Source organism: Pseudomonas sp. GM80 (assembly GCF_000282515.1).
Taxonomy (GTDB): domain Bacteria; phylum Pseudomonadota; class Gammaproteobacteria; order Pseudomonadales; family Pseudomonadaceae; genus Aquipseudomonas.
On sequence record NZ_AKJD01000075.1, the window covers coordinates 23,798 to 33,156 of the forward strand.

Below are 9,359 nucleotides of genomic sequence, written 5' to 3' on the forward strand. Positions count from 1 at the left end.
TTAGAAGCTGGATCAAACTATCGCAGCCTTCGGCAGCACCTGCTGTTTGTGCGGGTTTGAGGTTACGGTTTAGAGTGGTCGGCCACACAGCGACCACGGAAGGACCTGCCATGCCTGAACACAACGACGCCATTCATATCGCGCGTTTCAACGAAAGCCACGTCGAGGGCATCACTGCGCTGTACAACGATCCGTTCGTGACTCGGCAGGTGCTGCAAATGCCGTTTCAGTCCACCGAGGTCTGGCGCAAACGCGTGATGCCGGACAATGAGCGAGTGGTGCAACTGGTGGCGCTGCATCAGGGCGTGGTGATTGGCAATCTCGGGCTGGAAAACTATTCACGGATCCGGCGCAGCCACGCCGGCAGTATCGGCATGGGTGTCGCCGTGGCATGGCAGCGCAAAGGGGTCGGTTCCCGGTTGCTGGCGGCGGCGCTGGAGGTGGCCGACAACTGGATGAATCTGCACCGCGTCGAACTGTCGGTGTACGCCGATAACGAGGCGGCGATCGGTCTCTACCGTAAATTCGGCTTCGAGGCCGAGGGGCTGTTCCGTGACTACGCGGTGCGCGACGGGCAATGGGTGGACACCTTGAGCATGGCGCGCTTGCGCCACGTCGCCAAAGCCTGAATCAGTCGCCCAAGGCGAACGCCACCGCCGACTGCGCATGCAGCTCGGTGGTGTCGAGCAGGGGCACAGCGCTGTGTTCGGGTTTGATCAGCAGGCCGATTTCCGTGCAGCCGAGAATGATCGCTTGAGCACCGCGCGCGGTCAGCGATTCAATCACCTGCCGGTAGGTCTGGCGCGATGTCTCGCTGATGACGCCCACGCAGAGTTCTTCATAAATGATCCGGTGTACGTCCCTGCGCTCGGCGTCGTCCGGTATCAACACGGTCAAACCCCGGGCAATCAAGCGCTGCTTGAGGAAGTCCTGCTCCATGGTGAATGCAGTCCCCAGCAGCCCAACGGTCCGTGCTTCGATATCCAGCGCCGCCTGGGCGGCCGGTTCGGCAATGTGCAGAAACGGAATGGCGATCGCCGCCTGAATCTGCTCCGCGACCTTGTGCATGGTGTTGGTACACAGCACCACGCACTCCGCACCGCCTGCTTGCAGCCTGCGGGCGGCGTCCACCAGAATCGCTGCGGCATCGTCCCAGCGCCCGGCGTGCTGGGCTTGTTCGACCGGGCCGAAGTCGACGCTGTACATCAATAGCTGTGCAGAGCGCAGTGGCCCGAGGCGGTCGCGCACTTGCTGATTGATCAGTCGATAGTATTCAGCGCTGGACTCCCAGCTCATGCCGCCGATCAGGCCGATGGTACGCATTGAAATTCCTCGGGCAATGACCCGGTGGGTATGTCCGGGTCTGCCCGCAGTGTCCATGTGTTCAACGCGTGTTGCCAGCGCCAATCAACTGTATCGCTGATCTTTTACCCAAGTGTCATGGTGCGGGCTCCGGCAACGGCTCCGTGTGGTTGCAACCTGCTGCCAAGGTTTTGTCGTAGCCGACATCCGGACGACCTGGTTCGATAAACCATTCCGGTTTGTCGCGAGCGATCGCCAGATGGCAAATCACCTGATGGCGCATGCCATGGGTGTTGGCCCAATAGCGGCTGTTGGAGTAGTCGCGCGTCAGTTCATCCCACAGAAACGGTGTCGAGTCGGGTTGGGTTTCACGGCCGCAGGGCGTCGGTGTAATCGCAAACGATCATTGGTGGTCCCGGTAAACCCACTTGGCGCTTTGAATGTATCTATCGCAGCGCACAACGGTGATCGAGGTGCGGTCGGAGGCCGTTTTCAGCGCTTGCGCCTGTGCAACTGAACCGAGCCCCATGAGCAAGCCGATGCTTGCCGCCGCGTACATCAGGCCATTTGCAAACGTGCGGGAGCGGCTCATTGCGTCACCGCCTGATCGGCTGCATCGTAGGTGAACGTGGCGGTGCCGATATTCGCGGCAGAGGGGGTCAGACGAATGATCGGCACGACGATTTTCGGGTTGGTCGAATTATGAAAATCCTTCTGGTTGTATTGGGCGTCGGCCAGGCCTTTGTTGTCCCCACCGTAGATATAGAAGAAGGCCATGAGCGGAAACTGATTCGGGGGGGCACTTTGCGTGCAGGACTTTTTCGGATCGGTCGAGGTCGGGTCGCACCAGGTCTTGACCAGCAGTTCGTTGTGTTCATTGACGCCACTGACGCCTGCCAGGCCTCTGGCGCGTATGGATTGATAGAAGGCCGGCGCTGCCAGGTGATTGCGACCATCACTGACGTCGAAGGCGCATTGACGCTGGTTGGGGTTGCCACCGGGTATTGACCAGACCGCATACCATTGCTCTGCGGTGGTTACGCCAGCGTTTTGGCAAAGTCGGCTCTGGGTGGGGTAGTCAGGGTGAGCAACGCAGACGGCATTGGTGTTGCGGGTTGTTGTCCAGGCGTCATATGGATAAGCGCACAGGTAGTCGAGATCGTATTTTTCCTTGGGGGCGCCGAAGATCGGAAAGATGATATAGCCGTTATTGTTCCCCCATGCCAGGCGCCCGAAGTTGGCATCCTTGCGCAGATAGGAAAAGGACACGCCGCCACTTTTCACCGAGGTGGGGCTGGGATCCCAGACCTTGTACTTCTGGGCCGGGTCTTTCTCGGTGACCCTCAGAGTCACGCCTGAACAGAGAAAGGCTGGTCGCGAATCAATGCCATTGCAGTTGGCGGATGTCAGCCCGTAAAGCCGGGTGAGCTCTGTCGCGACAGCGGCGCCATCGAGGACTTGAATGTCGCGGGTGCTGACGATCTCGGGCGGTTGGGTCGCGGTCTGTACGCACCCGGCCAATAAAGCGATAACCAGTAAACCGAATATTTTACGCATGACGAATTCCTTGTCGTGGTGGGACAACGTTTGCAGAGACTTTCAGTGAGCGATTTGCGCGTGGTCGAGTACCGTTACAGCGTGACTCGCAGGCACCACGAAAAAATGATGGGATCAGTGCTGCCCACACGTTTCAGCGTGTAGTTGAACAACACGTCCTTCCCCCGGTTCTCCGTGAGCCACGCCGACGGAACCGCAACATCGGTGTAATTCGCCTGCCCGATGTACAACTCGTCGCCATAACGGGTGGTGACACCGTGCAGCGCGATCCGGTATTTGTAAGTGGCTTCAAGCGTCGGGTAATAAATTCGCAGATTGGTCTTGGCAGCGTTCAGAGTCGGTTCCGGGAGGGCGTGTTTTTGCGCTGTGATTCGAAGATCGAGCTCCTTGGAAGGGACGTCGGTGGTGGTACCTGGCAACTGGACCGTATACGAAACCTTTGCATTGCTGCGGATGCTGTCGACCACTTCCAGTCGCGGCACTTTGAAGGTCAGGATTTGCCCAGGCGTGTTGACTGTCTGGACATCACTGATCCATCTGAAATTACGACCGGCGAATATGGCTTTGACGCGTTGCCCGGTGTTGGAGCCGGTGTACGCAACCTCGACAGTGGCGAAATCCTCTCGATAGAAGTCGCGCTCGAAATTGATGACCGTGCCATTTGCGTCCTTGGCTTCCAGCACTTTCGGGGCGGTCAGGTCGAGGTCGACGCGTTTGACGTGGACGTCGATGAGGGTTGTCCGCGACCAGATGGCATTCGGGCCTGAGGAGTTGCCAATGACGTCCGTCACCCTGAAGCGCAATGCGAACTGAGGATTGTCCTGCCAGAAATCAGCGGTGGTCAGTCTGATGACGATTTGCTGGGCAGTGGCTTCGGCAGCGGTCACGGTGTGTTTTTTGTCGCCGGGTTTGCTGTCAAGGTAGAGCGTAATGACATCGCCCAGGCGCATATGAATGTATTGCAGTTTGACATCCACGCCCTGACTGGCGCGATCGGCATTGACCCCATTGGCGACCACATCGGCCGGTAGTGTCATGATCAGGTTTGGGTTGTCGCCGGAACCTGTCACTTCGCTGCCAGGGCGCGGTGTGTGGAAGAGAATTTTCAGGTCGAGAGAGGTTTCGGGTTGTTGGGGGGGTCTTGTCACGCGCAAGCGCATCAGGTTGATGCCGTTCGCGAGCTTGGTGGTTGGAAGGTTCAGATCGAATGGTTTGTTCTCTTCACCAGCCATAATGACTTTACTGGCGTCTGCAGTGTTGGAGCCGTTTAGCAACACGTCCGCCTTGTCATCCTTGTTTTGGTTGAGCCAGGGATCGATCCGCAGCGTGATGAAGCCGTTTTGGTCCAGCGAAAGCGGAATGCCGCCGTGCGGGTTATCGGGATGGATGATCGGTGAAACCCAGCCGGGGATCTTCGGCGGGATAATGTCCGACTGTCGAGTCCCGTTTTTTGTGTCTGCCATGTCACCCGCTCCCGTTATCTGCCGTTGAGCAGTCATCTAATCCGCTGTGGCGCTTTGTGCCTACTGTCAGATCTGACAGGGGAGGTGCCGAAATCCATACCGTTCGTCGCTGCGAGCCATTGCCGGGATCAATGGCGTTTGCAGGATTAACGTACGGGCGTCCCTCGATCTGCCACTATCAAGCTTCGCAAGCTCCCCGAGGATCGTTCCAATGAATGACGTACAACAACTGGGCGAGATGCTTCGTCACTACGCCGAAAGCGAAGCGCACAAAAAACGATTGTTCGAGACCCAGTCGGCGACATGGGCAGCGCGGATTGCTGAGCTGTTTGCGCAGATTCAGCAATGGCTGGAACCGGTGCAGGCGCCTCATCTGCTGGAAGTGAGCCGTGAAGCCTATGTCGCCTTCGGACCGAGCACGCCGGTGGAAACCTCGACCTTCAAGACCGAAAAGCTGAGCATCGTGATTGCCGGCAAACCGGTGGAGTTCGTGCCCGATGTGATGGGCAGCGCGGGCCAGATCTCACTGGCAGTGATGGGCCTGACCGCGGCGCGGTATGGCAGTATTTCGCTGGTGGGGTTGGCGGACGGTCAGTGGCAATGGCGCAAGACCAACGGGCTGAAAGATCCCGACACGTTCGTGTTTGATGCGAACTTCCTCGCGCAGCAATTGCAAAGCCTGATCCCGCGCGACCGCAACTGATCCAGAACCTGAATTTGCACGCAAGCCTGTAGGAGCTGCCGCAGGCTGCGATCTTTTGATCTTGGGACGCAGAGCGTCCTCGGCTGCATTCCCACGCAGAGCGTGGGAACGATCGATCGCAGCCTGCGGCAGCTCCTACAGGGGGGAATTACATGTCGAGGTTGATCCAGCCGGGTTTGGCCACCTCTGGCGCCACCGCGTTTACGGTTTTACCAGTGGCCCGCTCAACCCGCCGCGCCACTTCCGGGTCATCGGCAAACGGCACCATGCTTGCTTCATCCAGGCTGTCCGCCGTCTCCCGCCGCAAGCAGTACTCCACCGCCAGCCACAGAAACACCACGCCCAACACATCAAAGAAAATCTCCATCACGAGCGGCTCCCTGCCTCAGGCGATCTGTGCTTCACGGTGGGCCAGCGCGACGTCCGCAACCCGCACCGTACGCCACACGTTGTAGGCCATCAGCAACATCCCCGTGAGGAAGAACACCCCGCCGGCAAAGCGCACGATGAACCCTGGATGACTGGCCTGCAGGGCTTCGACGAACGAATAGGTCAGCGTCCCGTCCTCGTTGATCGCCCGCCACATCAGGCCCTGAGTGATGCCGTTGACCCACATCGAAGCGATGTACAACACCGTGCCGATGGTCGCCAGCCAGAAGTGCAGGTTGATCAGCGGCGTGCTGTACATCTGCTCGCGGCCAAAGACTTTCGGCACCATGTGATAGGTCGCGCCGAAAGTGATCATTGCCACCCAGCCCAAGGCGCCGGCGTGTACGTGGCCGATGGTCCAGTCGGTGTAGTGGGAGAGGGCATTGACCGTTTTGATCGCCATCATCGGCCCTTCGAAGGTCGACATGCCGTAGAACGCCAGCGACAGCACGAGGAAGCGCAGGATCGGGTCGGTGCGCAACTTATGCCAGGCGCCGGACAAGGTCATCATGCCGTTGATCATCCCGCCCCAGCTCGGCGCGAGCAGGATCAGCGACATCGCCATGCCCAGTGACTGTGCCCAGTCCGGCAGCGCGGTGTAGTGCAAGTGATGCGGGCCGGCCCAGATGTACAGGGTGATCAGCGCCCAGAAATGCACGATCGACAACCGATACGAATACACCGGGCGGTTGACCTGTTTCGGCACGAAGTAATACATCATGCCGAGGAAGCCGGTGGTCAAGAAGAAGCCCACCGCGTTGTGCCCGTACCACCACTGCACCATCGCATCGGTGGCGCCGGCATACACCGGATACGACTTGAACCAGTCCACCGGAATCGACAGGTGATTGACCACGTGGAGCATGGCGATCACCAGAATGAACGCGCCGAAAAACCAGTTGCCGACGTAGATGTGCTTGGTCTTGCGCTGCACCACGGTGGTGAAGAACACCACGGCGTAGGCGACCCAGACCACGGCCATCCACACCGCGCCAGAGAATTCGATCTCGGCATATTCCTTGGTGGTGGTGTAGCCCAGCGGCAGGGTGATCAGCATGATCACGATCACCGATTGCCAGCCCCAGAAAGTGAACGCGGCGAGGGTGTCGGAATACAGTCGCACCTGGCAGGTACGCTGCACCGCGTAGTAACTGGCGGCGAATTGCGCGCTGCCGGCGAAGCCGAAAATCACCAGGCTGGTGTGCAAAGGGCGCAAGCGGCCGAAGGTGGTCCACGGCAGGTCCAGGTTCATCTCTGGCCACACCAGTTGCGAGGCGATCAAAACCCCCATCGCCATCCCCACCACACCCCAGAAAATCGTCGCGATGACGAATTGGCGGACGACCTTGTAGTTGTAAGCCTGTCCGATTGTTGCTGTGCTCATGGTCAGTTCATCCACGGTTGCAAAGTCTTGCCAGGCCACCCGGTCTGGCATGAGCTGCACTGTAGAAACCCCACCAGAAACAAAACAGGCTCAGGAATCTTTCATTTGTGCGGATCAGATTGAAGTGCTGGCTGCGGCGTTCTGCCGCGCCCTGATATGGTTTTTATCGCTTCAGGTGAATCTGTAACGTGCTGCGCTGCATCGGCATAGTGCTATCAAAATCTGTAGGCCTTCGCCTGGTCGCGATAGCGGTGTGTCAGTCAACAGCAGTTGCCTGACACACCGCTATCGCGACCAGGCGAAGGCCTACAGGAATTGTGTGCGTCCTGATGAGGTGGCAGTGGCATGTATCAATACGATGATTACGACCGGGCGCTGGTGTTCGAGCGCGTTGCGCAGTTTCGCGATCAGGTCGAGCGCTTCCTGGCCGGGGAGTTGAGCGAAGAAGAGTTTCTGCCGCTGCGCCTGCAAAACGGCCTGTACCTGCAAAAACACGCGTACATGCTGCGTGTGGCGATTCCTTACGGCACCCTCAGCGCCGAACAAATGCGCACGCTGGCGAGCATCGCCAGCGATTACGATCGCGGTTACGGCCACTTCACCACGCGGCAGAACATGCAGTTCAACTGGATCGAACTGGCCGAGGTGCCGGACATCCTCGAACGCCTCGCGCAGGTCAACATGCACGCGATCCAGACCTCCGGCAACTGCGTGCGCAACATCACCACCGAAGCCTTCGCCGGGGTGGCGGCAGACGAATTGATCGACCCGCGCCCGCTGGCCGAAATTCTGCGGCAGTGGTCGACGATCAATCCGGAATTCCTGTTTCTGCCACGCAAATTCAAGATCGCCATTTGCTCGGCGAAGCAGGATCGCGCGGCGATCATGATGCATGACATCGGCCTGTATCTTTATCCTGGCCGCGACGGGCAGATGTTGCTGCGGGTCATCGTTGGCGGCGGTCTGGGGCGTACGCCGATCCTCGGCTTGCAGATTCGTGAAGGCTTGCCGTGGCAGCATTTGCTGTCTTACGTCGAGGCCGTTTTGCGCGTGTACAACCGCCATGGCCGGCGCGACAACAAGTACAAGGCGCGGATCAAGATACTGGTCAAGGCGCTGGGCATCGAGGCGTTCGCCAAGGAAGTCGAAGAGGAATGGCAGCACCTCAAGGATGGCCCGGCGCAGTTGACCGAGGTTGAATATCAGCGCGTCGCCAGCGCCTTCGTGCCGCCGGACTATCGTGCACTGGCCGGCACGGATCTGGACTTCGGCACGCACCTGGCCGAGAGCCCGGCGTTTGCCCGCTGGGTCGCGCGCAATGTGCAGCCGCATAAAGTGCCCGGCTACACCAGCGTGGTGCTGTCGACCAAACCGGGCATGGCGGCGCCACCGGGGGACGTGACGGGCGGGCAGATGCTGGCGGTGGCCGACTGGTCGCAGCGCTTTGGTTTTGGCGAGATCCGCATTGCTCATGAGCAGAACATTGTCCTGCCGGATGTGCCCAAATCCGAGCTGTTTGCGCTGTGGCAACTGGCGTGCAAACACGATCTGGGCAGCGCCAACGTCGGCTTGCTCACCGACATCATTGCTTGCCCCGGTGGCGATTTCTGCGCGCTGGCCAATGCCAAGTCGATTCCGATCGCCCAGGCGATTCAGGCGCGTTTCGACAACCTCGATTACCTGCACGATCTGGGTGATATCAGCCTGAACATCTCCGGCTGCATGAACGCCTGCGGCCATCACCACATCGGCAACATCGGCATTCTCGGTGTCGATAAAAACGGCAGTGAGTGGTACCAGATCACCCTCGGCGGCGCCCAAGGCAAAAACAGTGCGTTGGGCAAAGTCATCGGCCCGTCGTTCAGCGCCGCTGAAGTGCCGCAGGTGATCGAGCGGATCATCGGCACGTTTGTCCGCTATCGCGAGCACGAGGAATTGTTCGTCGACACCGTTGCGCGGATCGGCCTGGAACCATTCAAGGAGCGGGTCTATCCGAAGACGCTGGAGGCGACAGCATGAACAATCTGTTGCGGCTGGAGCAGGGCGTGGCGCGGATCGTGACGGACGATCCGTGGACGCTCATACGTGAGCCCTCGACGCCGAGGCCGGGTGGTTTGCTGATGTTGCCGCTGGCACACTGGCTGGAGTCACCCTCGACCCACGCCGTGTGGCTCGGCCCGGACGATGAGGTGGAAAGCCTGGTGCCGTGGCTCGCATCACTGCCGTTGATCGCACTCGACTTCCCGAGTTTTCGCGATGGCCGCGCCTACAGTCAGGCGTATCTGTTGCGCAGTCGGTTCGGGTGGGCCGGGGAGTTGCGCGCGATTGGTGATGTGCTGCGTGATCAGCTCAGCCATATGCGCCAGTGCGGGTTTGACAGTTTTGCGGTGCATGAGGACAAATCGGCTGAGGATGCGCTGAAAGGATTGGCTGGCATGAGCGTGTTGTATGGGCGTTCGGTGATCGAGCCGCGTCCGCTTTTTCGTCGGCGTTGACGGTTTGAAAGATCGCAGCCTTCGGC

General features: G+C 59.5%; 11 protein-coding genes. 4 read left to right on the plus strand and 7 right to left on the minus strand.

The genetic code is table 11. The features are described from left to right. The first annotated feature begins 110 nt into the window (after positions 1–110). Positions 111–629, plus strand: coding sequence for a GNAT family N-acetyltransferase (locus PMI37_RS13240; protein ID WP_008081541.1), 519 nt, complete (start codon positions 111–113; stop codon positions 627–629). Between the two features lies 1 nt (position 630). On the opposite strand, the gene PMI37_RS13245 is transcribed toward PMI37_RS13240, so the two are convergent. From PMI37_RS13245 to PMI37_RS13265, 5 genes are all read right to left on the minus strand, one after another. Then, positions 631–1,323, minus strand: a complete 693-nt coding sequence (locus tag PMI37_RS13245) for an aspartate/glutamate racemase family protein (protein ID WP_008081542.1) — start codon at positions 1,321–1,323, stop codon at positions 631–633. Between the two features lie 115 nt (positions 1,324–1,438). After that, positions 1,439–1,696 carry a DUF2599 domain-containing protein gene (locus tag PMI37_RS32510; RefSeq protein WP_081500506.1) on the minus strand — a complete coding sequence of 86 codons (258 nt, stop codon included), beginning with the start codon at positions 1,694–1,696 and terminating at the stop codon, positions 1,439–1,441. Between the two features lie 9 nt (positions 1,697–1,705). Continuing rightward, on the minus strand, positions 1,706–1,894 hold the full coding sequence (locus PMI37_RS13255; protein WP_008081544.1) for a hypothetical protein: 189 nt from the start codon (positions 1,892–1,894) through the stop codon (positions 1,706–1,708). After that, entirely contained in the window at positions 1,891–2,859 is a 969-nt protein-coding gene (locus PMI37_RS13260) for a hypothetical protein (protein ID WP_008081546.1), read from the minus strand. Before PMI37_RS13260 ends, PMI37_RS13255 begins: the two co-directional genes overlap by 4 nt. A 74-nt stretch (positions 2,860–2,933) precedes the next feature. Continuing rightward, the gene (locus PMI37_RS13265) at positions 2,934–4,322 is read right to left on the minus strand and encodes a hypothetical protein (RefSeq protein ID WP_008081547.1); all 1,389 of its coding nucleotides are present in this window, start codon (positions 4,320–4,322) and stop codon (positions 2,934–2,936) included. A 211-nt stretch (positions 4,323–4,533) separates the two neighbouring features. On the opposite strand from PMI37_RS13265, the gene PMI37_RS13270 reads away from it, so the two are divergent. After that, positions 4,534–5,025: a hypothetical protein gene (locus PMI37_RS13270; RefSeq protein ID WP_008081549.1), complete on the plus strand. Its 492-nt coding sequence runs from the start codon at positions 4,534–4,536 to the stop codon at positions 5,023–5,025. 148 nt (positions 5,026–5,173) lie between these two features. Here PMI37_RS13270 and PMI37_RS13275 read toward each other — a convergent pair whose 3' ends face one another. Next, positions 5,174–5,392 (minus strand): hypothetical protein, encoded by a 219-nt coding sequence (locus PMI37_RS13275; RefSeq protein WP_008081551.1) that lies wholly within the window; start codon positions 5,390–5,392, stop codon positions 5,174–5,176. Positions 5,393–5,410: 18 nt separating this feature from the next. Continuing rightward, a complete protein-coding gene (gene ccoN, locus PMI37_RS13280) occupies positions 5,411–6,838 on the minus strand; it encodes a cytochrome-c oxidase, cbb3-type subunit I (RefSeq protein WP_008081554.1) in 1,428 nt (475 codons plus the stop codon). 345 nt (positions 6,839–7,183) lie between these two features. Here ccoN and PMI37_RS13285 point away from each other — a divergent pair, with 345 nt between their 5' ends. Both PMI37_RS13285 and PMI37_RS13290 read left to right on the plus strand, forming a co-directional pair. After that, positions 7,184–8,857, plus strand: a complete 1,674-nt coding sequence (locus tag PMI37_RS13285; RefSeq protein WP_008081555.1) for a nitrite/sulfite reductase — start codon at positions 7,184–7,186, stop codon at positions 8,855–8,857. Further along, a complete protein-coding gene (locus PMI37_RS13290; protein ID WP_008081558.1) occupies positions 8,854–9,333 on the plus strand; it encodes a DUF934 domain-containing protein in 480 nt (159 codons plus the stop codon). Before PMI37_RS13285 ends, PMI37_RS13290 begins: the two co-directional genes overlap by 4 nt. Positions 9,334–9,359: the final 26 nt, after the last annotated feature.